Below are 24,689 nucleotides of genomic sequence, written 5' to 3'. Positions count from 1 at the left end.
TAAGCACAGTGTATCAAGAGTGACTTTTCTTCTTGCTGAAATGTTCTCAAAAATTCAACTTTTAAACATAAAAAAGAGCCTCTATTGAGACTCTTTTTTATGTAAAGCTTTTAATTAACTTGCAGGTAATGGCGGTGGTGTTACAGGACCATCCTTTGGTGTTACATCAATCACTGGATTTTCAGCAACATATACCTTAGGTGGTTGTGGTTCACGACCTTCCATGATGTCACGGATTTGGTCACGATCTATGGTTTCCCATTCCATTAATGCTTTCACCATCGCATGAGCAATATCTTTCTTACTTTCCAAGATATCACGCGCCACTCTGTACTGTTCATCCAAAATACGGCGAATTTCACGATCCACTTCTAACTGTGTGGTTTCAGAAATACTGCGACTACCGATACTGCCCATGAATGATTGCTGTGCATCTTCTTCATACACCATCACACCCATCTTGTCAGACATACCGTACTTCGTAACCATTGCACGCGCCATTTTTGTTGCACGTTCAAAATCGTTCGATGCACCTGTAGACATTTGATTAATGAATACTTCTTCAGCGATACGACCACCAAACAAAATTGAAAGTTCATTCAACATTTTGTCTTTATAATGGCTAGTTTGATCGAATTCAGGTAACTGCCAAGTCACACCCAAAGCCCAACCACGCGGCATAATGGTAACTTTATGCACAGGATCTGTACCCGGTAAACTTTCAGCAACAATCGCATGACCTGCTTCATGGTAAGCCGTAGCACGACGTTCTTCATCACGAAGCACCATCGATTTACGTTCAGGACCCATGTATAACTTATCTTTTGCATCTTCAAAATCATGCATATCGACAGTATTCTTGTTACGACGTGCTGCAAATAATGCCGCTTCGTTTACAAGATTTGCCAATTGCGCACCAGAAAAACCTGGTGTACCACGTGCAAGAACTTTGACATCCACACCTGTGACTGAAGGTAATTTCTTCATGTGAACATTTAAAATTTGTTCACGACCTTTAATGTCTGGAAGACCAACCATCACTTGACGGTCAAAACGACCCGGACGAAGTAACGCTTTATCTAGTACATCTGCTCGGTTTGTTGCAGCGATAACGATAATACCTTCATTACCTTCAAAACCGTCCATTTCTACCAGCATTTGGTTCAGTGTTTGCTCACGTTCATCATGACCACCACCTGTACCCGAACCACGATGGCGACCGACAGCATCAATCTCATCAATAAAGATGATACATGGTGCATGACGTTTGGCTTGTTCAAACATATCACGGACACGGGACGCACCCACACCAACGAACATTTCAACAAAGTCAGAACCAGAAATACTAAAGAATGGCACTTTTGCTTCGCCAGCAATGGCTTTGGCAATTAGAGTTTTACCTGTACCTGGAGGACCCACCATTAAAACACCACGTGGAATACTTGCACCTAGGCGTTTAAATTTGGTTGGATCTTTTAAGAAATCGACAATTTCAACAACTTCTTGTTTAGCTTCATCACAGCCAGCAACATCACTAAATGTTACTTTAATTTGGTCTTCTGAAAGCATTTTTGCTTTAGATTTACCAAAACTCATTGGGCCGCTTTTACCACCTGCACCGCCACCCATGTTGCGCATAAAGAACATGAATAACAAAATGATTAAAAGTACAGGGAAGCTAGCGATAAGAAGCTGCATCAACAAACCTTGACGTGCAGGTGCAGTACCTTCTACGACAACATTGTTTTTAATGAGGCTTGGCATAAGGTCTGGATCTTGAATCGCAGGGCGAATACTTTCAAACTCTGAACCGTTTGTTTTTTCACCACGAATTCTTTCACCATCAATTGTGACTTGCTTAATTTGACCAGCATTCACAGCTGAAACAAACTCTGAATAATTCAGTGCAGTCGGTTGATTGCGGTCACTGATGTTACTGAAAATAAGGATCAGTACACCGAGTATAACCAGCCACAATACGGCATTCTTGAAGAGATCGCTCAAAGCTTTATTCCCATATCAATCTAATTTGATCATGCCCAAAATGGGTGACCTTAATTTAAGCTAAAGACCAGCTTTTGCAATATTTTAAAAAAGTACAAAATGCACAATTTTTAACGTCTTGGCAAGTAAACTTTATTTAGAAGCCTTCTTACGCCCCTGTCCGATCAAAAATACTTCTTTCGAACGGGCACGCGAAGCAGCAGGTTTTGCTGTTTTTAGTACATCAAAGCTATCTACAACTTGTTTACGGAATTCATCAAATCCAATTCCTTGGAAAACCTTAACTACAAATTGACCTTTAGGTCCTAAAACCTTATTGGCAAAATCTAAAGCAAGCTCACACAAGTAAATTTGACGAGGTTGATCTACAGCCTTATTACCTGATGTATTGGGGGCCATATCTGAAATTACAACGTCTACAGTCCGTCCATTTAAAATATTTAACAATTTTTCGAAAACTTCTTCCTCGCGGAAGTCACCTTGTAAAAAGGTTACATCAGGTAATGCATCCATTTCCAAGATATCAGAAGCGATAAGTAAGCCTTTATCACCCACCAGTTTTCCGGCAATTTGCGACCAGCTTCCTGGTGCAGCACCAAGGTCAACAACCGTCATGCCAGGTTTAATAATTTTGTATTTTTCTTGCATTTCAAGCAGCTTATAAGCAGCACGCGCACGATAACCTTCCTTTTGTGCTTTTTTCACAAAAGGATCGTCTAAATGCTCTCTCATCCAATCTCGACTACTTTTCGATAACTTTGGGTTGGTAATGCGTGTCGCCATAACTCTCTAAATAATAAAAAACTGCTAATTCATGATTGTACGTGAAAAATACATGCCTTGCAGTATACATCTGTATCTAAATCTGATCTTTGATGATGTTTTTTTCAATAATTCAAATCGATTATTTCAACAGAATATAAAGCGTTTAAACTTGGCATTTGTTATACTAAGCCGTTTTTAAAATTAGGTTATCTTTATGGCGGCTTTATCAATTCATGAACGCAAACGTTTGCGTCAAATCGGACATGCGCTTAACCCTGTGGTTATGCTTGGTGGTCAAGGTTTGACTGAAAGTGTCATTGAAGAAACAAACCGCGCTTTAAATGATCACGAACTCATCAAAGTTAAAATTGCGGGTGAAGATCGTGAAGCTCGTACTGCTGCAATTAGCGAAATTGCTCAAGTAACTGGTGCTGAAGTTGTACAAACCATTGGTAAAATTGCATTGCTTTACAAAAAAGCAGCCAAACAAAATCCAAAACTTTCAAACCTTGTACGCCACGCAAATTTGTCTAACTAAGCTTTATGGCCAGTTACGAACTTAGCGCTTTTGATCGTCGCTTTCAATCTATTTCCCTCGTGGGAGCGATTGAACAACAAGGTCCATATACTTTAAATGTGGGCTATTGGTTACGTGATCCCAATCAACTCATGCAATGGCCTGAATTGGTGAATGGAAACCCACGCCAAGATTTCTTATGGGAACAAACCTGTTATGAAATTTTTATTGGCGTTCACGGTGAAGATTTCTATCGTGAGATTAACCTCTCGCCTTCACAAGCTTGGCAGGTTTATCAGTTTGAGGAATATCGCTATCCTGAAGATATGCCTCCTCAAACAGCAAATGATATTGAACTCAATCAGCTCAAACGCACACATTATGGTTTAAGTGTGAGTCTGGATCTAACCGAGTTTATGTTAAAGCACAAATTACAATGGGCGAATTTATTCTTAAGCTTAAGTGCTGTGCTCAAAACTTCGCAAGGTAATCAATACTATGCGATGCAGCATAGCAGCCCAAATGCAGACTTTCATAATAAACGTGATTGGCTGCATCAGTTCTAAGCTAGCGCATTAATATTCGATAAATAAAAAAGTGAGGCATAGCACCTCACTTTTTTATTGTCTGTGATTTACTCAGCTTGAATAAAACATCGTTTCAAATAGTGAGCAATGTGTCTAACATCCAGCTTCTTTATCCTGAGCAAGAAATACCCCCTTCCAGCGGGGAAAAGGATTCATCTCTTTTAAAGAAGAACAATAGATCATAAAAAAGTGAACCATGCATTTTACATCGTTCACTTTTTTATTTTTTACATTTACATACGCAATTAACTTTTAAGCGCTGCATCGCTCTCTGTTTTAGTGGCTTCGTCTTTTTGTGGAACCACTTTTTTCCATGCTTCTAAGGTATGCTCTTTCGAACGTTTCAATGTTTCAGTTAAAGTATCTTTATGTTTAACTGAAATTTGGCTGACATCTTCTTTTAACTCTTTACCCAGTTTTGATAAATCGTTAATGACAGCATTTAATTCAGATTTCACAAACTCTTTTAATTCACCTAAATCTTTTGGTGAAAAATTTAATTGCTTTTTAATAAGTTCGATACGCTGAATAATATCTTGTTTCAAACTTTGGATTTGGTCTTGTACATTACTTTGTAACTCCTGAGCTTCAACCTTAATATTTTCAGCTGATTCAGCAACTGCTTCTGTTACTTTGTGCTGAGCTTCTTTAGAAGCCTGTTCCAATTTCTCAGCACTTTCAGTAACCACTGCAACCACTTCTGTTACTTTCTGTTGTGCTTCTTTAGAGACTTGTTCCAGCTTTTCAGCGCTTTCAGCAACCACTTCTTTTAATACTGTTTTAGCTTTAACCTGTTTTTGCTCTATAGTCATGATTCTGTTCCTGTAGTTATTAGATAAGAACTATAGCCTAGCGCTATTTGATAAAATTTAAGTTTTGATTTGTCAGACAATTCTTATTTGCTTACATTTTATATACACGATCTAAAAGCAGACTCCCACATAAATTACAAGGCATTTATATTGTATATTCAGTATAAATTAAATGGACTTCAAGACACTTCGTCCGTATAATGCGCTGTTAAGTTCAAGCGAGCAGACATAGGAGGGTTGGTTAAAAAAATAGCCTTCCTTTTTTTTCGTCTTCTCGCTTTTTTACAGCCTAAATTTCAGGAGCTTTGGTTTGAGCACTCCCGCCATTTTAGCCCTCGCAGATGGAACGATCTTTAAAGGTACGTCTATCGGTGCATCGGGTAGTACGACTGGTGAAGTCGTTTTTAATACTGCCATGACTGGCTATCAAGAAATTTTGACTGACCCAAGTTATGCACAGCAACTTGTAACTTTAACTTACCCACATATTGGTAATACTGGTTGCAACGAAGAAGACGCTGAGTCAGGTCGAATTCATAAAGTATGGGCAAACGGTTTAATTATCCGTGACCTACCTTTATTGCATAGCAATTTCCGTGCTGATCAATCTTTAGGTGAATACCTAGAACAACACAATGTTGTTGCGATTGCTGATATCGACACACGTAAATTGACACGAATTTTACGTGCGAAAGGCGCGCAAAATGGTTGCATCCTTGCTGGTGAAAATATCACAGAAGAAGAAGCTTTAGAAAAAGCACGTGCTTTCGGTGGCTTGGATGGTCTAGACCTTGCTAAAGAATGCTGCGATCCAGAAGGTTTTGAATGGACGGAAGGTTCTTGGACACTGGGTCAAGGCTTCTCTCAACCTGAACTTAAATTCCATGTTGTAGCATATGATTACGGTGTCAAAACCAACATCTTACGTATGCTGACGGATCGTGGATGCAAACTGACTGTAGTTCCAGCTCAAACGCCTGCAGAAAAAGTTCTCGCATTAAATCCAGACGGTGTGTTCTTATCGAATGGCCCTGGCGATCCAGCTGCATGTGATTATGCAATTGAAGCTGTAAAAACCATTGTTGAAACTACTAACTTACCCGTATTTGGTATTTGCCTCGGCCACCAAATTTTAGCCCTTGCTTCTGGTGCTAAAACGGTAAAAATGCCGCATGGTCACCACGGTGCCAACCATCCTGTACAAAATCTTGAAGATGGTACAGTGATGATTACTTCTCAGAATCATGGCTTTGCAGTCGATATTGATACCTTACCTGCAAACCTAAAAGCGACGCATAAATCATTGTTCGATCAGACCCTTCAAGGTATGCATCGCACTGACAAACCAGCGTTTAGCTTCCAAGGTCACCCTGAAGCAAGCCCTGGCCCACATGACTGCGCACCATTATTCGATCATTTCATCGAACTTATCGAAGCATCTAAGAAGTAATTAAGGAAGCGATCATGGCTAAACGTACAGACATTAAAAGCATCTTAATTATTGGTGCAGGTCCGATTGTCATCGGTCAAGCATGTGAGTTCGATTACTCAGGTGCACAAGCATGTAAAGCACTTCGTGAAGAAGGTTATCGCGTTATTTTAGTGAACTCTAATCCAGCCACTATCATGACCGACCCAAGCATGGCAGATGCCACGTATATCGAACCGATTACTTGGCAGACTGTTGCACAAATTATTGAAAAAGAACGTCCAGATGCAGTCCTCCCGACAATGGGTGGTCAAACAGCATTAAACTGTGCGCTTGCACTGGATGAGCACGGTATTTTAGCGAAATACAATGTTGAATTGATTGGTGCGAGTAAAGATGCCATTGAAATGGCAGAAGACCGTAAATTGTTTGATGATGCGATGCGTCGTATTGGTCTTGAATGTCCACGTGCTGCTGTTGCAAGCAATATGGAAGAAGCATTCGAAATCCAAGCAAAATTGGGCTTCCCTTCGATTATTCGTCCATCATTCACCATGGGTGGTTCAGGCGGTGGTATTGCTTACAACCGTGACGAATTCATTGAAATCTGTGAACGTGGTTTCGACCTATCGCCAACTCACCAACTTTTAATCGATGAATCATTGATTGGTTGGAAAGAATACGAAATGGAAGTTGTTCGTGACAAAAACGACAACTGTATTATCGTCTGTGCGATTGAAAACTTCGACCCAATGGGTGTGCATACAGGTGACTCAATCACTGTTGCGCCTGCACAAACATTAACAGACAAAGAATACCAAATCATGCGTAATGCATCGATTGCCGTTCTACGTGAAATTGGTGTTGAAACAGGTGGTTCGAACGTTCAATTCGGTATTAATCCGAAAGACGGTCGTATGGTTGTGATCGAGATGAATCCACGTGTATCACGTTCATCTGCACTTGCATCGAAAGCAACAGGTTTCCCAATTGCACGTATCGCTGCGAAATTGGCTGTGGGTTACACCCTTGATGAATTGAAAAATGACATCACTGGTGGTATTACTCCTGCATCATTCGAACCGTCAATTGACTATGTAGTTACCAAAATTCCTCGTTTTAACTTCGAGAAATTCCCACAAGCTGAAGCAATTTTAACCACGCAGATGAAATCTGTGGGCGAAGTAATGGCGATTGGTCGTAACTTCCAAGAGTCTATGCAAAAAGCGCTTCGTGGTCTTGAAGTTGGCGTGTGTGGTTTTGACGAACAAATTGCTGTTGGTGCTGAAGGCGCGCGCGAAAAGATCCTACATGAACTTAAAGTTCCGGGTCCTGAGCGTATTTGGTATGTGGCTGATGCCTTCCGTCATGGCTTTAGCTTAGATGAAGTTTTTGCTGCAACCAATATCGACAAATGGTTCCTCATTCAAATTGAAGACATTATTAAAACTGAAGAACAAGTAAAAACACTTGGCTTTGGTGATTTAAATGCCGACAACATCCGTTCGTTCAAACGTAAAGGTTTATCTGACCTTCGTATTGCAGATTTGATGGGCATTTCGCAGAAACAATTCCGTAAACACCGTTGGAACTTAGGCGTAATGCCAGTTTATAAACGTGTGGATACCTGTGCTGCAGAGTTTGAATCTGACACTGCTTACATGTACTCAACTTACGATGAAGAATGTGAAGCAAATCCATCGACCAAAGACAAGATCATGGTCATTGGTGGTGGTCCTAACCGTATTGGTCAAGGGATCGAGTTCGATTACTGCTGTGTACACGCGGCCCTTGCAATGCGTGAAGACGGTTACGAAACTATTATGGTCAACTGTAACCCTGAAACGGTTTCTACTGACTATGACACATCAGATCGTTTGTATTTCGAACCAATCACTTTGGAAGATGTACTTGAAATCGTGCGTATTGAGAAGCCTAAAGGCATTATCGTACAGTACGGTGGTCAGACTCCGTTAAAATTGGCTCGTGCTTTAGAAGAAGCAGGTGCGCCAATTATTGGTACATCGCCTGACGCAATTGACCGCGCAGAAGACCGCGAACGTTTCCAACAAATGATTCAACGTTTACAACTTCGTCAACCAAACAACAGCATTGTAAAATCTGCTGAAGAAGGTATGGCTGAAGCATCTAAAGTGGGCTACCCACTTGTAGTACGTCCGTCATACGTGCTTGGTGGTCGTGCGATGGAAATCGTATACAACGATGATGAGCTTAAACGTTACTTACGTGATGCGGTTCAAGCATCGAATGAAGCCCCTGTACTGCTTGACCGTTTCTTAGATGATGCAATCGAAGTTGACGTAGACTGCGTATCTGACGGTAAAGACGTTGTGATTGGCGGCATTATGCAGCACATTGAACAAGCAGGTATTCACTCTGGTGACTCAGCATGTTCGATTCCTCCATATTCGCTGTCTGACGAAATCCAAGACGAAATGCGTCGTCAAACGATTGCTATGGCAAAAGAACTTGGCGTTGTTGGTTTGATGAACGTACAGTTTGCTGTAAAAGGTAATGACGTTTACATCTTAGAAGTGAACCCACGTGCATCACGTACTGTGCCGTTCGTATCTAAGTGTATTGGTGAATCGTTAGCAAAAGTTGCTGCACGTTGTATGGCGGGTCAATCTTTAGAATCTCAAGGATTCACCAAAGAAATTATCCCGACTCACTTTGCAGTAAAAGAAGCGGTATTCCCATTCGCGAAATTCCCTGGCGTTGATCCTGTTCTTGGGCCTGAGATGAAATCTACAGGTGAAGTAATGGGCGTGGGTACTTCATTTGGTGAAGCATTCTATAAAGCTGTGTTAGGCTCGAATGATCGTTTACCAGGTAAACCAACCGAAGGTGAAGTGAAACACGCATTTATCTCTGTGCGTGATTCAGACAAACCTCGTGTTGTGGGTATTGCGAAACAATTGGTTGATTTCGGTTTCAAAGTAATCGCTACTGGTGGTACTTTTGACGTTATCAACGAAGCTGGTATTGCATGTGAACGTGTGAACAAAGTCACAGAAGGTCGTCCTAATATTGTCGACCGCTTGAAAAATGGCGAGATTCACCTCATTATCAATACCACTGAAGGTAAACAGGCGCAGCAAGATTCATTCTCAATTCGTCGTTCTGCACTACAAGGTAAAGTGTATTACACCACGACTTTGAATGGTGCTGATGCTGTGTGCCAAGCTTTAGCAATTAAATTACCAATGGATGTATATCGCTTGCAAGATTTAACAGCAGGTTAATTCATTATCCGATAGGTCCCGTCACCTTATCGGTGGCGGGATTTTTTTATTTTTAATCTGTATTTTTTAATACATAACAACTGTGAGGGACAACAATGAAACGTTATCCTATGACACCTGAAGGCAAAATTGCCTTAGAGAAAGAATTACTTCAACTTAAATCGGTTGATCGTCCACGCATCATTGCTGCAATTGCTGAAGCGCGTGAACATGGGGATTTAAAAGAAAATGCGGAATACCATGCTGCTCGCGAGCAACAAGGCTTCTGTGAAGGTCGTATTCAGGATATTGAAGGCAAACTTGGTGCAGTTCAAGAAATTGATATTAAATCACTTGAACAAAATGGCCGTGTTGTTTTTGGTGTGACTGTAACGATTGAAAATCTGGACACCGAAGAAAAGAAAACCTATAAAATTGTAGGTGATGACGAAGCAGACTTTAAGATCAACAAGATCTCTGTGAACTCACCGATTGCTCGTGGTCTTTTGGGTAAAAGCGAAGGCGATGAAGCAAAAATTACCACTCCCCAAGGTGAAGTGGAATATGAAATTGTGAAAGTTGAATATCTTTAATTTTTAAAGATTCATCGCTTTCTAAATCCCCTCTTTTGAGGGGATTTTTGTTTTTCATTCGATTATAATTCAATCAATAACATAAAATGACAATGAAAAATGGATGAGCGCTTAATACAAACTTTTTACTATACTTTAGGTGGTTTTCTTCTCGGTATTGTTATTGCGATTCAATGGTCATACGCTATTGATACACATACCAATTCTATTCTGATCATTATGATCACCATGCTCTGCTCAGCCATTTTAGGTTTTCTTTTCCCCAAGAGTATTGCTCACATTTTCAAAGTTTTTTGGAATTTTTTTAAATAAAATCATACTGCTCATTTTGAATAATAACCTTGGCTATTTTTAAGATAGTTTTCAAGCCAGAATTATTGCCTTTACAAAAGTTCTCCTTAAATCAGTTATAATTTTCAAAACCTCCCAGCACTGTAGATCTATGTCTGAGCAACTGATTAACTCTCCTGTAAAACATTGGTGTGAATTCGAATTTATCTCGAAAACAGTGAAGAATCCCAATATCCATATTAAAGGGAATTACAGCTATTACAGTGCTTATTGGGATCAAGGTTTTGAGCGCTGTGTGGTGCGTTATCTACATGACAAAACTGCAACCACAGAGAAACCGATAGATCAGCTGCATATCGGCAACTTTGTCTGTTTTGGCGCTGAATGCGTGATTATGATGGGCGGTAACCAATTACACCGTACCGACTGGATTTCAGCCTTTCCATTCGATACACGTAGTTTTGTCCCTGCTGGCGATACGATTATTGGTGATGGCTGCTGGATTGGCTCACGTGCCATGATTATGCAAGGGGTAACACTGGGCGAAGGTGCTGTGGTTGCAACAGGTGCTGTGGTGACTAAAGATGTACCGCCTTATGCAATTGTGGGTGGTGTGCCTGCTAAAATGATTAAATACCGCTTTCCAACAGCAGATATAGAAAAACTGCTTTCACTTAAGTTGTATGACCTAGATGAAAAACAGTTTTTAAAGATGCGGGAAGAATTGCAGACGGATAATATCGAAACCCTTATAGCATATATTCAAAATCTTGATTAAATTAGAAAGTAATAATTTCATTGATAAAATTCAGGTTATTAGATGCTTCTATCACAGAAATCTTTAGAAAAATTACGCTTATTAATTAATGAAGAAACTGAATATCGCTCAGGACCTGAAATCATCAAATTTTTTTCAAACTTTGATTATCAAGACCAATACCAACAGGGATTTCCTTCTAGATGGATTTACACTGACTCTAGATTAAATAACATTAACAGCACTGGCAAAATTAAAATCTGCATTCAATAACTATTTTCACCAATTAATTTTATAAATGATTTTGAAAAACTTGATGCTTTAATTTCAAAATTTAATCAGTACCTACAATTTGACAAATATAAAGTACTTCGTTCAAATACAAAAATAGAAATTCAACAACTACAAAACATAGACTTAGACACTCAAATAAAAAATTCAAAAATATCAGCTTATGATTTTATAACACATGAATTTAAAGTTGATATTGAAAAACTTAGTATTAACCACAGCTTATCTACAGTGATAAACGCAAGAATAATTGAAATTGAAAAAGCATTTCGAGCAGAAGCATATTTATCAATAGTTATTCTTGCGGGCAGTACATTAGAAGACTTATTATTAAACTGTGCCAGTCTATATCCAAAACAATTTAACACCAAAGCGAGATGCTAAAGCCAAAAATTTTGATCAGTGGACACTTAATAATTTTATTGATGTCGCACACGAGCTTAATCTAATAGAACATGATACTTATAAATTTAGCAAAGAATTAAGAGACTTTAGAAATTACATTCATCCATTTCAACAAATGACAGAAAATTTTCATCCACGTGAAGAAACTGCAAAAATTTGCTTACAGGTTCTTAAAGCCACAATAGCTGATATTAGCAAGAATGAATTAACTATTTAAAATTTTTTCTCAAACTCCAGACATAAAAAACAATGTCATTTTTTATGTCAAGTTCTGCTTTTTTAATAGCTTACAAACCACGTTTTCCCCTCACCCCAACGTGCATCCAAAGCAAGTACAGCACCGCACTGCAAACGATCAACATAGTTTGTGAGCTGTTCACCTAAAGGCTTTCGATCCCAAAGATCACCCTGTCATGCTTCTTCAATATTATCTAAATTTGTACGTTGCCAATCCAGCTGATTCAATTCAGTCATTTCTATTTCATTATTAGTAAGTTACTACACTTATGATATGCCATTTTCCAAAGGCATATTTCATATACTTTCAAATAAAAAATCTGCTTACAATTTCATCAGACTTTAGTTTTAAAGCCTTAATATTTCAAAGCAATACATGTTAGATTAAATTAGAAATAATACTTTAGGGTGGTTAATTATCCCCATGAAATTACTAGGTTTTATTTTAGAAAAAATGTAGTTAGTATCAAAATGTAAGCTGCTTTAACAAACAACAATTTATAGTTCTATAACGCATCTGTTTTAGTAACGATTATAAGGAGAAATTCACATGGCTTATCATAATATTTTAGTGCCAGTTGACGGTTCAGAAACATCACATGCAGCCGTTGAAAAAGCAGTTGAATTTGCTAAAGCATTTGGCAGTAAAATTACAGTGGTTCAGGCTTTAGTACTCGACCCATATATTGCAGCGGAATATATTTCTGCGAGTCAAACAAATGATTTAATAGAACGTGCTCGTACATCAATCGAGGAATCACTTGCTGCCGCTAAAGCAAAATTTAATGAACAAGGCATTGAAGTAGAAACCAAACTGCTTGAAGGACAAGTGATTCATCGTGAAATTATCCGCGCAGCAGAAGAACTGCATGCCGACCTGATTATCATTGGCTCACATGGTCGCACAGGTTTTAAAAAGCTCTTTCTTGGCAGCGTCGCACAAAGCTTACTAGGCGAATCTCATGTTCCTGTCCTGATTGTTCGTCAACCATAATCCTTGTCTTTTTCCCATCTTTCTCTAAAGATGGGAAAATCCCTATCCTCATTCAATTTCAGTTATTCTCTGATCAATCATTCATCCATTGATATTGTTTTAAATTAATCTTATCTGCAATAACCATTACGCCCTCGTCTAATAATTTTAAGCGTTGAATATTGCCCCCGCAATGATCCAATTTACTTAGGCTAATTTTCCCTTGTGAATTAATGACTCGATGCCAAGGAATTTCAGCCGCTTGATCCAGATGTTTTAAAACATAACCAACTAAACGTGCATGTTTAGGCAAGCCCGCCAGCTTTGCAATTTGTCCATATGAAGCCACTTTTCCATAAGGAATTAAAGCAACCACCTGTAATATTTGCCGTGCTAATTCATCACTGGAAGTACTGGCATGTTGTGACATATATGGTCCTTAAATCATCTCATTCGACCTTTAGAACAAATGATTTTAATTACTCGCACTTCTAGTCTAGAACAACATTCAATATAAAAACAACCTGAGTACAATTCATGAAAAAGACTTTAAAAAAAATTATAACCAATGATCATTTTTAAGCTGCTAAATTATTTTTGCCTATCGTTAAGTTTTTTACATATTTTCAGTAATGAATTAACATAGAGCACCATCAAAGTGCTGAATGTATCAACGCTTTCTTCTGGCTCTCTATTAAGTTGAATTTATTCATGCATCAAACAGTTAAAACGCTATTTCGACTTTTTTTTGCAGTTGTGATTTTTCTCATTACAATCGCTTTATTTTTCAGTATCTATTCAAAAAGCAAAGAAATTTTAAATGCAGATCAAGCTTTCCAGCAAGCACAACAGATTTCGCTCAAATCAACCACTCAAGAACAACTGGTTTTGGTTTCGAATAATAAACGACCCGATGAAGCGATTTATATTCTGATTGCGCATAATGGCTATGTTGCAAAAATAAACTGCGAACATTATTTACAAGATATTTGTACGGATGCCTATAATCAGTCGCATACTCGACAAATCAAACAGATTAATTTATTAAAAGTTGGTCAACAGTATTATATTAGAGACATTAATTATCAAGATAGTCTGACACAAAAACAGCAACAGTGGTCTTATTCTAAACAACAAATTCAGCAATTTTATCAAGCCGATATTTCAAGTTTAAAATATATTGTTTTTAGCATCAGCCTCTTTGCCTTAGCTGCACTTTACGTCTCTATTCGAATTATCCGTAACTTTAAAAAATTCTTAAGTCGCTGAAAATTGAAAATAAAAGAGGACTCTTAATCCTCTTTTATTTTTTAAATCGCTTGATTAAAAGTGTCACAATCGTTGATCTTTCCTGATTTCAAACCAGTTTGAAACCATTTCATGCGTTGTTCACTACTACCATGAGTAAAACTATCAGGTACAACCTGCCCTGTAGCGCGTTTTTGCAAATAATCATCGCCAATTTTATGCGCTGCATCCATCGCTTCTTCAATATCACCTTGCTCTAAAAATTGGGTACGTTGTTGATTATGATGTGCCCAAATTCCTGCAAAGCAGTCTGCTTGCAATTCCTGACGCACAGAGAGTTGATTGCCTTGCACCTCACTGGATTGAGCACGTGCTTTTTGCACTTGATCGGAAATACCCAACAAGGTTTGTAGATGGTGCCCAACTTCATGTGCAACCACATAGGCTTGGGCAAAATCTCCCGCTTGGTCTTGGCGAGATAACTCGGTCGAATTTTGCTCCCCCGAAATACCCATTTGCTGACGCATATCTTTAAAGAAAGTCGTATCAATATAGACTTTGCGATCGGCAGGACAATAAAATGGCCCCATCGCAGATTGCGCTGTACCACAACCTGAATTCACCACACCACTAAACATCACCAATTTAGGTGCAACATACTGACTATTTAATTGCTGTTGAAAGACTTGCGTCCACGTATCTTCGGTATCCGCTAAGACTGTCCCAATAAAATCCATGGCTTCTTGCTGTTCTGCTGTGGGATGATCCAAGCCTTTCGTTTCAGCGGGTTGCGCTTGTGATGTGACTTGCTTCGTGGCTTGATAGGCTTGTTGCGGGTCAACCCCAAAAAACTTCCACGCCACAAAGGCAACCACAAGACCTAAAATACTAATACCACCCGCCTTAACACCGCCACCACCACGACGGTCTTCAACATTGCTACTTACACGACGTCCTTTCCAGCGCATAGTGATATTCCTTTAGCTTGTATTTATTTGATTTTACCGCGCATTGATGCTCATGCTTGTTTGGATTTAGGCCAAAACTTTTGAATCAAATTCACTATTACGAGAACCAATAATCCCGCAACAAAACCAATGGCAAAACTAATTAAGGTGGGTGTAACTGCACCAATAATATTGCCAACTGTAGGAATATGTTCAATATAATCGACTGAATCTTCGCTCCAATGATGAATCAAAGGCACAGCATGATTAATAATCCCGCCACCGACCAAGAACATCGCAATGGTTCCCACAAAGGTCAGGGTTTTCATTAATTTTGGTGCAAATGCCAACAATCCACGCCCAATACTTTGCTTAAGACTCGATGCTTGCTCGGTTAAATATAAACCTAAATCATCAATTTTCACAATCATGGCAACAAAACCATAAACACCCACAGTCATTAAAATAGCAATCACTGAAAGCACGAGGACTTTAGTACCAAATGCAGCTGTGGCAACCGTACCCAATGAAATCACCACAATTTCAGCAGATAAAATAAAGTCCGTTCGAATAGCTCCTTTAACTTTATCTTTTTCAAAAGTGACTAAATCTGTTTCTATTTTGATCAATTCTGCTTGCGCAGCTTCTTCTGTTTGGGCTTTTTTATGATGTAAACTATGCAGAACTTTTTCTACGCCTTCATAGCACAAAAATAAACCACCAATCATCAATAAAGGATTAATCAGCCACGGTGCAACGACACTAATCAGTAAAGCTAAAGGTACAAGAATTAACTTATTAATGAATGAACCTTTAGCAACGCTCCAAACCACAGGCAATTCGCGTTCAGAACGAACACCACTGACTTGTTGTGCATTCAGCGCCAAATCATCACCCAATACCCCAGCCGTTTTTTTTGCCGCCATTTTACTCATTACAGCAACGTCATCTAATACGGTGGCAATATCGTCTAATAATATTAATAAGCTACTCGCCATTCTTTTTATCCTTGAGGTATCTAGAGGGTATTTTAAATACAAATATAAGAAAACTGTATCAACTTCATTAAATTCTTTTTATTTTTTCAATGTTCTGTTTTTATAGTGTCTGACATTAAAAAACATTATGCCGTACAATATAGCAATTCATCAGCAGATACATGTTGTGTTAACAACTTTGGAATAGAGAGATAATGAGTAATCAAGACAATCGTCCTGTTATTTTGACTGGCGACCGCCCAACTGGACAACTTCATTTAGGTCATTTTGTAGGTTCTTTACGTTCGCGTGTAGGATTACAAGATTCTCATCATCAACATCTCCTCCTTGCTGATGCTCAAGCCTTAACAGATAATGCAGATAACTTTGAAAAAGTGCGCCGCAATATTATTGAAGTGGCAACAGATTATCTTGCTGTCGGTATTGATCCAACCAAAACAACCATTTGTGTTCAGTCATGCTTACCTGCATTAAATGAATTGACCATGTTGTACCTCAATTTTGTGACTGTGTCGCGTTTAGAACGCAACCCAACCATTAAAGCAGAGATTCAACTCCGTGGTTTTGAACGTGATATTCCTGCTGGCTTCTTATGCTACCCAGTTGCACAAGCAGCAGATATTACTGCTTTTAAAGCATCCGTCGTTCCTGTTGGTGATGACCAAATTCCAATGATTGAACAGACCAATGAAATTATACGTCGTTTAAATCGTCAAATTGGTCATGATGTGCTACCCGAATGTAAAGCTCTGCTTTCAAACATGAGCCGTTTACCCGGTTTTGATGGCAAAGCCAAAATGTCTAAATCATTAGGCAATACCATTGTGCTCGATGCGTCTGACAAAGACATTAAAAAAGCAGTCAATGCCATGTATACCGACCCAAATCATTTAAGAATTGAAGATCCAGGTCAAGTCGAAGGCAATATTGTATTTACTTATTTAGATGCTTTTGACCCAAACAAAGAAGAAGTTGAAGAGTTAAAAGCACATTATCGTCGCGGTGGTTTAGGCGACGGCACTGTGAAAAAACGTCTTGAAGGTGTGCTGAAAGAACTGATTACACCGATTCGTGAACGTCGTCTCGAACTGGCTAAAGATCCTGACTACATCATGGATATTTTAAAAACTGGCACAGATAAATGTCGCGATATTACCCAGCAGACACTTGATGAAATTAAATCAGGTTTAGGCATGTTTCACTTCTAAACACGTTTAAGCACAAAAAAGCCTTTCTTTATCGAGAAAGGCTTTTTTGTGTCCAGAAAATGATAAACAAATCACACTCACCAATAGTTATTAACTTTAATTAACACAACTTAACTGAAAGCATCATGAAATGACTGATCATTCATTTTATGATGTTTTTAGTGTTTAAAGCTCTATCGAGTTTTAACATTCTCCTTAACCGAAACTGTGAAAACAGCTTCGTTGTTATACGCAATGATCACCCCAATCGTTGCGTATTTTTTTGTTTACATAATTATAATAATTACCATGTACAAACGACTTTAAAACTAAACATTTTTATTTAATGTTTAGAAATTTTTGTATATAAAATAAACTTTATTTTGTTCTTCTTTTTAAATTCTTAATTTGTTATAAATAACGAGAACTGATTATAATTCATACGGGGTTTAAAATATGTTACTTAACAAATATATAAAATATACTTTTCTTGCAACAACGATAACAACATTACTTACTGCATGTGCCGGTAGCGATGGTAGCAATAATAATTCAACAACACCCTTTGCATCAAAATCAATTTCGGGGACTGCGGTCGATTTCTATTTAGCCAATGCTACTGTAAAATTTGATGACTGTAATGGCTTAACAACCACAACAGATGCACAAGGTAAGTTCTCTTTTAAGACCACTGCCGACTGTAATAACTCAGCAATTACCATTACTGGGGGTACAGATATAGGAACAGGACTTCCATTTACTGGCACACTCAAAATCAAAAAAACAGATTTACAAAATATTTCAAATAATGATTTCGTTGCGAGTCCACTTACATCACTTGAATATTATCTTGGCTCTGGCGACCTTCAGGTCGTTTTAAATAATCTCGGTCTGACCACGGTAACAGCAGCAAATATTAAGTCATACAATCCTGTCACGGATGGCAGCGCAAAAGAAATGGCGGTCATTTTCACGCTACAACAACTTGCAACTCAAATTGAAGATAACTTCCAAGCCATCAACAAAAGTGATGGCTCTGTCGCATTAACGCAAGAACAGGCTACACAAATTGCTTTTTCGACTATCGGAAATACATTAAAGACTCAAGGGAAAAATTTATTTAATAGCAATGGTGAACTTCAAGCAACGGCTTTAACTGAAATTCTGGATAATGCCGTAATAGCTGCCCAAACAGCCATCAAGGATGATACCAGACCCGTAGATTCTAATATTAAAGGTAATATCAACACCAATATTACCACCGTATCAACAGAGATCAATAAGATTGTACAGTCAGGCGGAAATGGCGAGAGTTTACAAACGGCGCTACAACTTCCTGCCAATCAAACAACATTGAATACAATTAAAGAGAGCTTAAAAACGCCAATTTATGCTGATTTTACTTTAGCAGGTTATTCATTGGCAACGCTTAAGACTTCCAGTGCAGCTGCACCATTAGCGTTAAGTTATGCAAACCTAGATACTGCCTTGGCTGTCAACTTTAAACTGAACAATACCAAGTCTGAATTAACCGATACGATTAAACTAGGTTTTAAAATTAATGGTAGCCGTGGTGCATTAAAAGAAAACCTAGATGTCATTATTAGTAATATTCAAGTGAGCTTTAAAACAGATGGCACAATACTCAGTGCTAAAGTTCCAGTGAATACAGCTATTAATATTTCCACATCTCTTCAAGGCGTAAGCAAATTACAGTTTACTACCCAGAAAGAGATTCCGATTAATGTCAGCAATGGAATTATTCCCCTCTCTAGTATCGTCAGTAACAGTGATGCCTTAAAGACGTATTATACTGAATACATGAAGAAACTTGCAGTGAATGATTTAGTAGAGGCATCGGCTTATGTATTACCCATCACCTATACAGTAGATCCAGCTCTTGAACTACAAAATGGCACCATAACTATTGATAGTACTCAATTCCAAGGCTCAACCTTAACAGCTCACTTTAAACTGAATTAATCCATTCAATGCCAGCCTTCAAGCTGGCATTTTTATCTTCAGCATTTAAATATTTGTCTTTGGATTGTATGAAATATCATAATTTAATTATATATATGGCATGTATATGCCCAACTGCTTTATATGCTGCACCTGAAGATCTTTTTTTACAGGCACAGAGCTTAGCAAAAGAAACCAAATCATCTTTAAAATTTATAACAGAACTAAATGCAGTGAATGACCGCATCGACTTTCTGGATATAAGACAAAGTGAAGGCGTACAGAATAGCAACGCTGGCGACTACATGGGTGCACATTTTGCTATGGAATACCAGTTTCATCCACAGTGGATTGTTGATGGATCATATTGGTACAGAGAAATTGATTATGCTCAAGACACCAATACCATTCACTCTGGCTCACTGGGGATCCGCTATTTCCCTGAGTTAAATTTAAACAAAAAAGATCGTTTTTTCATTGCTGCAACGCTATGGGGAAATCAGGCCAATGAGCTAAATAAATCTACAGCAACCATCGTTAATCAACAAAGGCTTGAACAGCTTCAGGTCAATCAACCGCAAGACTTACAATTTCAACTCAATGGTGTTTTTTCTCGAAAACTTGATCCCATGAATCAAATTAATTTATTTGCTGGAGTCGGTTATAGCCAAGTCAAAGTAGATAGCTTAGATATTCAAGCCAAATATAACGGTTGTTTGATGGATATCAATATTAATTCCAGTAATCAATATTCAGGAAAATTAAACAAACCCTGTTCTATCGATAATCTATTGATCAACCAACTGAATATTTCAGGTAATGCCAGTGATTATGGCATTGAGATTCAAAATGACCTGAACTATAACGCTTATTTTACCAGCTTAGGCGGTTCATGGAACTGGAGATATCGTCAATTTGAAAGTCAACTCGCCTACCAGTATCAGCATTTATGGCGAGACAACATTGATGATCGCGTTCGTAATTTTGGTAATACGCCAGTTAACAACAATCATAGTCTCGGTCTTAAACTCAGCTACGATGTTACCCCAAAAATATCGACCTTTATGAAAGGGGAATTTTACCAACACAATTTCATCGGCAATATTCCATTCTTGTATAATGGGGTGACTGCATCGCGTCTGGATCGTCGATATGGTCTTGCGACTTTGGGGCTAACCTTTCAAGGTTTTTAACAATAGCAAAGATTAAGGATTATTTAAGATAAGATTGAGTAATGCATCATTACATCAAGGTGAAAATATAGCAAAAACAAATAATTATATTTTTAATGTACTGACTACTCTACTCTTTGGAGCTTAATCTAACAAAGATGTTGAAGAATATTCAAACAGAAAATAAGATTACTGTTAGCTCAAGATATTTTTCTTATACAAGCATTGAATACCATTTGTAACTCTTAAGCTGCTTTAAATAGTCAAGAAAAATACCAGTCAAGTTCAACTGACTGGTATTCACTCTCATTTTAAGACTTAGTTTTTATGACGCATGTGAGGGAATAAAATCACATCACGGATACTTGCTGCATCAGCAAATAACATCACCAAACGGTCAATACCAATACCCTGACCCGCTGTTGGAGGAAGACCATATTCAAGTGCTTCAATGAAGTCAGCATCGTAATGCATGGCTTCATCATCACCTGCGTCTTTCTCTTCAACTTGTGCTTGGAAACGTTCCGCTTGGTCAATTGGGTCATTTAATTCTGAGAAACCATTTGCCAATTCACGACCACCAATAAAGAACTCAAAACGATCTGTAATGTGTGCATTGTGATCATTACGACGCGCCAATGGTGAAGTTTCCGCTGGATATTCGGTAATGAATGTTGGTTGGCGAAGTTTCGTTTCCACCGTTTCTTCAAATACAATGGTTTGTAATCGACCTAGACCAAAACTCGGTTTTACTTTTTCTTTCAATTCTTCTTGAATAAATTTAGCCAAAAATTCACGGTCAGCCACATTTTCTGGCGTGAGATTTGAATTATGTTCAAGAATGGCATCAAACATCGAAATTTTCTTAAATGGACCTTTGAAGCTAAACACTTCACCTTGATAAGGTACATCAGTAGAACCTAAAATATCGAGCGCTAATTTTTCCAACATATTTTCAGTCAAAGCCATCAAATCTTTGTAATCTGCATATGCTTGGTAGAATTCGATCATGGTGAATTCTGGGTTATGGCGAGTCGAAACACCTTCGTTACGGAAGTTACGGTTAATTTCGAATACGCGTTCAAAACCACCAACCACTAGGCGTTTTAAGTAAAGCTCAGGGGCAATACGTAAATACAATGGCATATCAAGTGCATTGTGGTGTGTTTCAAATGGACGCGCAGATGCACCACCTGGAATCACATGCATCATTGGCGTTTCAACTTCCATGAAACGTTGTTCAGTTAAAAATGCACGCATACCCGCAACGACTTTGGCACGGATTTCAAAAGTTTTACGTGTTTCGTCGTTCACCATCAAATCAAGATAACGTTTACGATACTTCATTTCGGTATCGTTTAAACCATGGAATTTATCTGGAAGTGGACGCAGTGATTTGGTTAAAAGTTCAAAGTGTTCAATATGAACATAAAGATCGCCTTTACCAGAACGACCGATATAGCCTTCAACAGCAATAATATCACCAAGGTCTAAACCTTTAATGGTTGCAAGTACTTCTGGATCTAATTCTTTACGCGCAACATAAAGTTGAATACGACCAGTCATATCTTGAATCACGATGAATGAACCACGGTTCAACATCACACGACCTGCAACTTTTACATAAACTTTTTCACCAGCTTCAATTTCTTCTTTAGACTGATCTGCGAATTGATCTTGTAAATCTTGAGCATAGTGTTCACGTTTAAAGGTGTTCGGCCAAGGGCTAGTGCCCTTTTCCTTAGCATGTTGTTCAATATGCTTTAACTTGGCATGACGCTGTGCAATTAAATCGTTTTCGGAAATTTGTTGTTCAGAAGTCGATTGAGCGTTAGGTTGCGTCATCTCTGCCTCGTATATGTGTAAAAAACGGAAGTTGCATAGCATAGCAGATTCAGTAAAAGTTTCGTATGACTTATTGCCAAACAAAAGTATTGATTTACTCAAAACAACTTCCTTTAATTCATCTTTTTAACCTTCGGCCAATTGTTTGACCTACTCAAAACCCTTTTTAAATGCAACATCCATCATTTCTAAATATTCTTGAGCGGTTTCTAACTCGACTTTCAATTTTGTTGTTCCATTTAAATCTTCAAAGAAATACTTTTCCAATGCACCCCTCCATTTCTTAACTTCGTCACTGTCTAAATCTTCAATACCACCTTGAACTAGACCTAAATGTTTAAAAACCACCAGTTTAAATTCTTCTAGTTGACTCATTGTAGAAACCATACCCGCACCACTGGCATCAAGAAAAACAGTTTTGCCATGGACTGTCCAATCTGAATGCATCGTTGAACCCAGTGAAAAATATTGTGTCCATTGCATATACGTTTCAGGGTTCCATAATACCTGCCAAACTTTTTGTGGCGTTGCAGCAATCAAAATTTCATATTTTAGAATTTCCATAGCCGTGACACATCAAAGTGATCGTATCCATTTAAAATTATCCATGTTTATTTTTACCATATATTTATATTTTGTTATTTAAAAAATAATTAGCTAAAAATACAAATAAATACATGTTTTTATTCAAATATCTATTTTTAAAATTATTTTATTTCACATCTTATTATTGGTTCCTTAGACCAAAAGCTAACTTCTTTGTTCACCAGAGTCCCTTACAATGATTTAAGCAAAATAGTTGAAAAGGAAACTATTCAACTCTTTCTATCTTTGTAAATAAAGACAGAGTGAACGATAAAATAATGAGTACATGTACTTCAAAAATCTTATTTTTACATGGACTAGATTCTTCTCGTGAATCGACCAAATTCCATGCCATTGATGCCAATCATAAATATTGCATTGATATCGATTATCGCAATCTTACTTTTCAGACTGTCGCCAATTTTTATCACGACATTATTACTAAAATTAAACCTGAAATATTAGTGGGACACAGCTTAGGTGCTTATTGGGCACTCAAAATGTCAGCCTTACATAAAATTCCAGCAATTATTGCCAATCCAAGTCTCAACCCAAATTTTCGGGAAGACTATCCACCTATTACTGAAGATGATCTAGAACATGAAATTGCTCAAATTGCTTATTTAGAGCTAGGGGATGAAGTACTAAATATGCATGCAGTGAAAGAACAACTTGAACCATATATGCTTGTTCAAGCTGTTGAAGGTGGACATCACCGTTTAGCCAGCCCTGAAAACTTGAATGACTTAATTCAACATTTGCAAATACATTTCTTGAAGTAAAAAAGCCTTGGATTAACCAAGGCTTTTTATCATTTATGATTGTTTATGCAACAGCTTTTTCTGGCTGAGTTTTATCATCCAATACTGACCAAACCGTTAAACCCAAATCAGTATGTAGGTCAGGTAAATCTAGGAAAATACTAGCACCCAAAAGTTCATGGTTGCATTTATCCACCAATTGTTTCACTGCTTTTAAAGTACCGCCTGTTGCCAAAACATCATCCACAATAATAATTTTTTGCGGCTCAATTTCAGCAGACATTTCTAAACGATCCATACCATATTCTAAGCTGTAGCCTACTCCAACTACGGGTGGCGGTAACTTACCCGCTTTACGAACCAGTAATAGACCTTTGCCTAAACGCTGTGCCAACAAGCTCGCAAGAACAAAACCACGAGCTTCAACAGCAACAAAACTATCGACTTCTTGCAACTTTTCAGCAGGAATACTTGCGATTAACGCATCTGTTAATAGCTCAATATTGCCCATAAATAATGGTGTTAAATCAAAGAAACAAATCCCAGGTTTAGGGAAATTTTGGACAGTACGAATTTTAGACCACAAAGTTGTAGACAGATTGCTCATGGGGAGAAAATTAATTAAAAAGAGAATATGTCAATTTTAGCGCTTTATACACTAAATGGCCAGTAAACAACCATCAGTAAAATACAATCAAACACCAAATCAAAACACAAGTATATGATTTTATTATGTTAATTTTTAAATAAATAATAGATATAAATTTACCCAATGATAAAATAACAAATCAGATATTCTTTTTCTCCTCGACCTTAGTCTAGAGACTGACTTTTAAACTTAAAAAAACTATCTAAATCTTTGCATACACCTTTCATTCACCGCTATTTAAAGGCGTATATTTAGTTCATATTGTTAAACAAAAATGATATTTCAGCATTTTTATGACAAGTTTTGTCCTCATCTGCAATTCTGGTTTCAAATTCACTCACTAAACTCAGATATTTGCTTTACATTAACGCTAGAACTGCGTAAAAATTTGCTTGAATATGTACATTGAAAGTCATATCACTAGAGTCA

At 37.9% G+C, this 24,689-nt stretch carries 23 protein-coding genes and 1 pseudogene; 14 read left to right on the top strand and 10 right to left on the bottom strand.

Annotation, left to right across the window (positions count from 1 at the left end; translation table 11 throughout):
- Nucleotides 1-114 precede the first annotated feature (114 nt).
- Complete coding sequence (gene ftsH / locus BLV99_RS07900; RefSeq protein ID WP_086185628.1) at nucleotides 115-2,004, bottom strand: ATP-dependent zinc metalloprotease FtsH; 1,890 nt, start codon at nucleotides 2,002-2,004, stop codon at nucleotides 115-117.
- Between the two features lie 132 nt (nucleotides 2,005-2,136).
- Nucleotides 2,137-2,787, bottom strand: a complete 651-nt coding sequence (gene rlmE / locus BLV99_RS07895; protein ID WP_034696440.1) for a 23S rRNA (uridine(2552)-2'-O)-methyltransferase RlmE — start codon at nucleotides 2,785-2,787, stop codon at nucleotides 2,137-2,139.
- 196 nt (nucleotides 2,788-2,983) lie between these two features.
- Here rlmE and yhbY point away from each other — a divergent pair, with 196 nt between their 5' ends.
- Both yhbY and BLV99_RS07885 read left to right on the top strand, forming a co-directional pair.
- The gene (gene yhbY, locus BLV99_RS07890) at nucleotides 2,984-3,307 is read left to right on the top strand and encodes a ribosome assembly RNA-binding protein YhbY (protein WP_004648235.1); all 324 of its coding nucleotides are present in this window, start codon (nucleotides 2,984-2,986) and stop codon (nucleotides 3,305-3,307) included.
- A gap of 5 nt (nucleotides 3,308-3,312) precedes the next feature.
- Nucleotides 3,313-3,852 carry a DOMON-like domain-containing protein gene (locus tag BLV99_RS07885; protein WP_004648234.1) on the top strand — a complete coding sequence of 180 codons (540 nt, stop codon included), beginning with the start codon at nucleotides 3,313-3,315 and terminating at the stop codon, nucleotides 3,850-3,852.
- A 266-nt stretch (nucleotides 3,853-4,118) separates the two neighbouring features.
- Here the strand turns inward: BLV99_RS07885 and BLV99_RS07880 are convergent, their stop codons facing one another.
- Complete coding sequence (locus BLV99_RS07880; RefSeq protein ID WP_086165444.1) at nucleotides 4,119-4,685, bottom strand: hypothetical protein; 567 nt, start codon at nucleotides 4,683-4,685, stop codon at nucleotides 4,119-4,121.
- A gap of 310 nt (nucleotides 4,686-4,995) precedes the next feature.
- On the opposite strand from BLV99_RS07880, the gene carA reads away from it, so the two are divergent.
- The 6 genes from carA to BLV99_RS18460 all read left to right on the top strand — a co-directional run bounded on the left by carA (nucleotide 4,996) and on the right by BLV99_RS18460 (nucleotide 11,913).
- Nucleotides 4,996-6,135, top strand: coding sequence for a glutamine-hydrolyzing carbamoyl-phosphate synthase small subunit (gene carA, locus BLV99_RS07875; protein WP_086165445.1), 1,140 nt, complete (start codon nucleotides 4,996-4,998; stop codon nucleotides 6,133-6,135).
- Nucleotides 6,136-6,149: 14 nt separating this feature from the next.
- Nucleotides 6,150-9,380 carry a carbamoyl-phosphate synthase large subunit gene (gene carB / locus BLV99_RS07870; protein ID WP_092689425.1) on the top strand — a complete coding sequence of 1,077 codons (3,231 nt, stop codon included), beginning with the start codon at nucleotides 6,150-6,152 and terminating at the stop codon, nucleotides 9,378-9,380.
- Nucleotides 9,381-9,475: 95 nt separating this feature from the next.
- A complete protein-coding gene (greA, locus tag BLV99_RS07865) occupies nucleotides 9,476-9,952 on the top strand; it encodes a transcription elongation factor GreA (protein WP_092689422.1) in 477 nt (158 codons plus the stop codon).
- Between the two features lie 99 nt (nucleotides 9,953-10,051).
- Nucleotides 10,052-10,264: a hypothetical protein gene (locus BLV99_RS07860; protein WP_092689419.1), complete on the top strand. Its 213-nt coding sequence runs from the start codon at nucleotides 10,052-10,054 to the stop codon at nucleotides 10,262-10,264.
- A 130-nt stretch (nucleotides 10,265-10,394) separates the two neighbouring features.
- A complete protein-coding gene (locus tag BLV99_RS07855; RefSeq protein ID WP_092689416.1) occupies nucleotides 10,395-11,021 on the top strand; it encodes a CatB-related O-acetyltransferase in 627 nt (208 codons plus the stop codon).
- A gap of 607 nt (nucleotides 11,022-11,628) precedes the next feature.
- Nucleotides 11,629-11,913 (top strand): hypothetical protein, encoded by a 285-nt coding sequence (locus BLV99_RS18460; RefSeq protein ID WP_244516294.1) that lies wholly within the window; start codon nucleotides 11,629-11,631, stop codon nucleotides 11,911-11,913.
- Between the two features lie 65 nt (nucleotides 11,914-11,978).
- Here BLV99_RS18460 and BLV99_RS18455 read toward each other — a convergent pair.
- Nucleotides 11,979-12,170: pseudogene (locus tag BLV99_RS18455) on the bottom strand (P-loop ATPase); the annotation flags it as partial.
- 313 nt (nucleotides 12,171-12,483) lie between these two features.
- Here BLV99_RS18455 and BLV99_RS07840 point away from each other — a divergent pair.
- Nucleotides 12,484-12,927 (top strand): universal stress protein, encoded by a 444-nt coding sequence (locus BLV99_RS07840; RefSeq protein ID WP_074944131.1) that lies wholly within the window; start codon nucleotides 12,484-12,486, stop codon nucleotides 12,925-12,927.
- Between the two features lie 73 nt (nucleotides 12,928-13,000).
- On the opposite strand, the gene BLV99_RS07835 is transcribed toward BLV99_RS07840, so the two are convergent.
- Nucleotides 13,001-13,336 (bottom strand): MGMT family protein, encoded by a 336-nt coding sequence (locus tag BLV99_RS07835; RefSeq protein ID WP_092689415.1) that lies wholly within the window; start codon nucleotides 13,334-13,336, stop codon nucleotides 13,001-13,003.
- A gap of 281 nt (nucleotides 13,337-13,617) precedes the next feature.
- Between BLV99_RS07835 and BLV99_RS07830 the strand changes: the two genes are divergently transcribed.
- The gene (locus BLV99_RS07830; protein WP_092689413.1) at nucleotides 13,618-14,175 is read left to right on the top strand and encodes a hypothetical protein; all 558 of its coding nucleotides are present in this window, start codon (nucleotides 13,618-13,620) and stop codon (nucleotides 14,173-14,175) included.
- Between the two features lie 41 nt (nucleotides 14,176-14,216).
- Here the strand turns inward: BLV99_RS07830 and ypfJ are convergent, their stop codons facing one another.
- Together ypfJ and BLV99_RS07820 are read right to left on the bottom strand one after the other, a co-directional pair.
- Nucleotides 14,217-15,122: a KPN_02809 family neutral zinc metallopeptidase gene (ypfJ, locus tag BLV99_RS07825; protein WP_092689411.1), complete on the bottom strand. Its 906-nt coding sequence runs from the start codon at nucleotides 15,120-15,122 to the stop codon at nucleotides 14,217-14,219.
- A 50-nt stretch (nucleotides 15,123-15,172) separates the two neighbouring features.
- Nucleotides 15,173-16,099, bottom strand: coding sequence for a DUF808 domain-containing protein (locus tag BLV99_RS07820; protein ID WP_092689408.1), 927 nt, complete (start codon nucleotides 16,097-16,099; stop codon nucleotides 15,173-15,175).
- A gap of 194 nt (nucleotides 16,100-16,293) precedes the next feature.
- On the opposite strand from BLV99_RS07820, the gene trpS reads away from it, so the two are divergent.
- The 3 genes from trpS (at nucleotide 16,294) to BLV99_RS07805 (ending at nucleotide 20,441) form a co-directional block, all read left to right on the top strand.
- The gene (trpS, locus tag BLV99_RS07815; RefSeq protein WP_074944120.1) at nucleotides 16,294-17,307 is read left to right on the top strand and encodes a tryptophan--tRNA ligase; all 1,014 of its coding nucleotides are present in this window, start codon (nucleotides 16,294-16,296) and stop codon (nucleotides 17,305-17,307) included.
- Nucleotides 17,308-17,742: 435 nt separating this feature from the next.
- Nucleotides 17,743-19,269 (top strand): hypothetical protein, encoded by a 1,527-nt coding sequence (locus BLV99_RS07810; RefSeq protein ID WP_092689406.1) that lies wholly within the window; start codon nucleotides 17,743-17,745, stop codon nucleotides 19,267-19,269.
- A gap of 68 nt (nucleotides 19,270-19,337) precedes the next feature.
- Complete coding sequence (locus tag BLV99_RS07805; RefSeq protein ID WP_092689478.1) at nucleotides 19,338-20,441, top strand: hypothetical protein; 1,104 nt, start codon at nucleotides 19,338-19,340, stop codon at nucleotides 20,439-20,441.
- A 297-nt stretch (nucleotides 20,442-20,738) separates the two neighbouring features.
- On the opposite strand, the gene lysS is transcribed toward BLV99_RS07805, so the two are convergent.
- On the bottom strand, nucleotides 20,739-22,265 hold the full coding sequence (gene lysS / locus BLV99_RS07800) for a lysine--tRNA ligase (protein ID WP_086184732.1): 1,527 nt from the start codon (nucleotides 22,263-22,265) through the stop codon (nucleotides 20,739-20,741).
- A gap of 150 nt (nucleotides 22,266-22,415) precedes the next feature.
- Nucleotides 22,416-22,829 carry an SRPBCC family protein gene (locus BLV99_RS07795; RefSeq protein ID WP_092689403.1) on the bottom strand — a complete coding sequence of 138 codons (414 nt, stop codon included), beginning with the start codon at nucleotides 22,827-22,829 and terminating at the stop codon, nucleotides 22,416-22,418.
- Between the two features lie 299 nt (nucleotides 22,830-23,128).
- Between BLV99_RS07795 and BLV99_RS07790 the strand changes: the two genes are divergently transcribed.
- Nucleotides 23,129-23,632 carry a YqiA/YcfP family alpha/beta fold hydrolase gene (locus BLV99_RS07790; RefSeq protein ID WP_092689400.1) on the top strand — a complete coding sequence of 168 codons (504 nt, stop codon included), beginning with the start codon at nucleotides 23,129-23,131 and terminating at the stop codon, nucleotides 23,630-23,632.
- 43 nt (nucleotides 23,633-23,675) lie between these two features.
- Here the strand turns inward: BLV99_RS07790 and BLV99_RS07785 are convergent, their stop codons facing one another.
- The gene (locus BLV99_RS07785) at nucleotides 23,676-24,218 is read right to left on the bottom strand and encodes an adenine phosphoribosyltransferase (RefSeq protein WP_086184734.1); all 543 of its coding nucleotides are present in this window, start codon (nucleotides 24,216-24,218) and stop codon (nucleotides 23,676-23,678) included.
- Nucleotides 24,219-24,689 lie beyond the last annotated feature (471 nt).

The organism is Acinetobacter kyonggiensis (assembly GCF_900107285.1).
GTDB lineage: Bacteria > Pseudomonadota > Gammaproteobacteria > Pseudomonadales > Moraxellaceae > Acinetobacter > Acinetobacter kyonggiensis.
This window is presented reverse-complemented; position numbering and strand designations above follow the sequence as displayed.

Bases quoted from the DNA above. Each gene is read 5' to 3' on its own strand.
- rlmE (WP_034696440.1), bottom strand. From the start codon at position 2,787: ATGGCGACACGCATTACCAACCCAAAGTTATCGAAAAGTAGTCGAGAT.
- yhbY (WP_004648235.1), top strand. From the start codon at position 2,984: ATGGCGGCTTTATCAATTCATGAACGCAAACGTTTGCGTCAAATCGGA.
- BLV99_RS07885 (WP_004648234.1), top strand. From the start codon at position 3,313: ATGGCCAGTTACGAACTTAGCGCTTTTGATCGTCGCTTTCAATCTATT.
- BLV99_RS07880 (WP_086165444.1), bottom strand. From the start codon at position 4,685: ATGACTATAGAGCAAAAACAGGTTAAAGCTAAAACAGTATTAAAAGAA.
- carB (WP_092689425.1), top strand. From the start codon at position 6,150: ATGGCTAAACGTACAGACATTAAAAGCATCTTAATTATTGGTGCAGGT.
- greA (WP_092689422.1), top strand. From the start codon at position 9,476: ATGAAACGTTATCCTATGACACCTGAAGGCAAAATTGCCTTAGAGAAA.
- BLV99_RS07860 (WP_092689419.1), top strand. From the start codon at position 10,052: ATGGATGAGCGCTTAATACAAACTTTTTACTATACTTTAGGTGGTTTT.
- BLV99_RS07855 (WP_092689416.1), top strand. From the start codon at position 10,395: ATGTCTGAGCAACTGATTAACTCTCCTGTAAAACATTGGTGTGAATTC.
- BLV99_RS07840 (WP_074944131.1), top strand. From the start codon at position 12,484: ATGGCTTATCATAATATTTTAGTGCCAGTTGACGGTTCAGAAACATCA.
- BLV99_RS07835 (WP_092689415.1), bottom strand. From the start codon at position 13,336: ATGTCACAACATGCCAGTACTTCCAGTGATGAATTAGCACGGCAAATA.
- BLV99_RS07830 (WP_092689413.1), top strand. From the start codon at position 13,618: ATGCATCAAACAGTTAAAACGCTATTTCGACTTTTTTTTGCAGTTGTG.
- ypfJ (WP_092689411.1), bottom strand. From the start codon at position 15,122: ATGCGCTGGAAAGGACGTCGTGTAAGTAGCAATGTTGAAGACCGTCGT.
- BLV99_RS07820 (WP_092689408.1), bottom strand. From the start codon at position 16,099: ATGGCGAGTAGCTTATTAATATTATTAGACGATATTGCCACCGTATTA.
- trpS (WP_074944120.1), top strand. From the start codon at position 16,294: ATGAGTAATCAAGACAATCGTCCTGTTATTTTGACTGGCGACCGCCCA.
- BLV99_RS07810 (WP_092689406.1), top strand. From the start codon at position 17,743: ATGTTACTTAACAAATATATAAAATATACTTTTCTTGCAACAACGATA.
- BLV99_RS07805 (WP_092689478.1), top strand. From the start codon at position 19,338: ATGAAATATCATAATTTAATTATATATATGGCATGTATATGCCCAACT.
- lysS (WP_086184732.1), bottom strand. From the start codon at position 22,265: ATGACGCAACCTAACGCTCAATCGACTTCTGAACAACAAATTTCCGAA.
- BLV99_RS07795 (WP_092689403.1), bottom strand. From the start codon at position 22,829: ATGGAAATTCTAAAATATGAAATTTTGATTGCTGCAACGCCACAAAAA.
- BLV99_RS07790 (WP_092689400.1), top strand. From the start codon at position 23,129: ATGAGTACATGTACTTCAAAAATCTTATTTTTACATGGACTAGATTCT.
- BLV99_RS07785 (WP_086184734.1), bottom strand. From the start codon at position 24,218: ATGAGCAATCTGTCTACAACTTTGTGGTCTAAAATTCGTACTGTCCAA.